Genomic DNA, 1982 nt, shown 5'->3' with positions numbered 1-1982 from the left:
GTCATCAGAATGTTTTCTCCTTTGTGGATGTATGCTCCGTCTGCGAGTCTCAATAGTTGATTTTTGTCCAGTTCACGCCCGGGACGAAAATCCAGTTCCTCGACAGTGGCTTTGTATCGGAAACGTGCACCACGAAGGCTTCGATCCATCCTGCGGTTTTGACGGTCATCCCATTCGTTTTCCACGAGCAGACTAATCAGTTCATCCGGTGTAAGGGATGCCAAGGAGCCGGATTCTGTGGCATGACTGAAGCTTCGTGACATGCCGTAAAGCTTCATTTTTCTCATTTTTTCAATTGTTTCTTGTATCATTGGAATTGGTGTTTGTTAACTGAAGTATCTGTTGCCACGGATGTTGTGGTGTTTGGGCATCTGGGAAGACTCATCCAGCTGTTCATCGGAAAAACTGATTGCGTCTAAATTTTTGGAAAGTATCTGTTCAATCATAGGATAGGTGTAAACACCATACTCTGACGCTCTTTTGCAGGCTCCGGTGATTCGCTGTGAACCCACTTTGCGGGCAAGATGAAGGATCCCGGAGCAGGATCTATAACCTTGCTCCGGGTGGGGAATAGATTCCATCAGGCTGGATAGGAATTTCCCTACCTCCTTGCTGATCTTATTGCCTTCACTTACAAAGAATTCATAACTCCAATCGGATACATACTTCTGGTTTCCGGCCAGATGATCCCTTAGTGTCGTGTACTTATGCTTCCTTTTATCGCGTTTGTGTTTGGCTATAGGATGATACTTGTAAAAGATCTCTACCCGGTCATCATTGAAAAGGACTTTGACTTTCTTTCCCATATACTGGTGGGGGACACTGTAGTAGTGTTTATCCTCTCCAAGACAGATGTGGGTGTTTTTCATTACAGTGCACACTTTGACACTCATCAGCTGATAAGGAAGTTCGGGAAGTGCCAGCAGACTGTTCCGCTCAAGTGTCTCAAACTGTTCCCTGCGACTTTCCTCACCTCTTAGCGCATAGTCATTGTAGTTAGCTAACAAAGTAAAGAGTGCCTCATTGAGGCTTTCAAGAGATAAGAAAACTTTACCTTGTAGCTCCATATAAATCCTCTGATATACCAATCTAACAGCTCCTTCTACTAGAGACTTTTCTCTTGGCTGACGCGGTCTTGCCGGAATGATAGTGGTGTTGTAATGCTCAGCAAAGGTTTCAAAGGTCTCGTTCAGGACTGGAGAGTATTTGCTGCCTTTGGTAACTGCAGACCGGAGGTTGTCAGGCACGATCACCCTTGGAACCCCGCCGAAGAACTCCAGCATCCTTGTGCAGCTTCCGATGAAGTCAGGTTTCTGCTGGGTGTAAGTGGCTTCCACATAAGTGTATTGAGTACAGCCCAACGTAGCCACAAAGACCTCTACAGGAAAATGCTCCCCTGTATCGGGATCAGTGACATAGAGCTTTTTGCCCGCATAGTCGATGAATACTTTATCTCCGGCAAGGTGCTCAAAATGCATCGTTAGTCCCTGCTTACCCACGTATTGCCGAATATGTTTGCGGAACTGGCTGGCCTGAAAACCGTCAGGATGCTTCTGTCGGTATTCTTCCCAGAGACGCTGACGTGTCATACCTTTTATTCGCAACTTCTTTACGATTCCAGGCAACAAAGGAAGTAATACTTCCAGCCTGTCACTTTGCTGCACAGGGGCTGGTGGCCCTAATATAAATTCAGCTAAACCTTCATCGGAAAGCTGATTAACCTCTTCAAAGGAAAGGCCTGTTTGTTGAAATCTTTTAAGATAGGACTTGACAGTATTGCGGGAGACTCCCGTCAATTTACTGAGCTGCTTGGAGCCATGGCCTTCAAAATGGCCTCGTAAAATTTGTTTGATCTTGTTCATGGTAAGAGTGCGATTGGCCATGGGAATGCTTAATTGTTTGCACTCCTAACAGGACTTAAAAGCCTCCTATTCCATTCCAGAAAAATAACTTTTGACGGGGGTCAGTTTACATCACCAGCC

The 1982-nt window shown here is 45.6% G+C and carries 2 protein-coding genes; both read right to left on the bottom strand.

Annotation, left to right across the window (positions count from 1 at the left end; all coding sequences use genetic code 11):
• Positions 1-311 (bottom strand): ATP-binding protein (locus tag CHB66_RS16705; protein ID WP_170932531.1); only part of this gene is annotated, 311 nt, incomplete at its 3' end.
• A gap of 15 nt (positions 312-326) precedes the next feature.
• Positions 327-1862, bottom strand: coding sequence for an IS21 family transposase (gene istA / locus CHB66_RS16700; protein WP_245812788.1), 1536 nt, complete (start codon positions 1860-1862; stop codon positions 327-329).
• Positions 1863-1982 lie beyond the last annotated feature (120 nt).

Source organism: Belliella buryatensis, from assembly GCF_900188245.1.
Taxonomy (GTDB): Bacteria; Bacteroidota; Bacteroidia; order Cytophagales; family Cyclobacteriaceae; genus Belliella; species Belliella buryatensis.
This window is presented reverse-complemented; position numbering and strand designations above follow the sequence as displayed.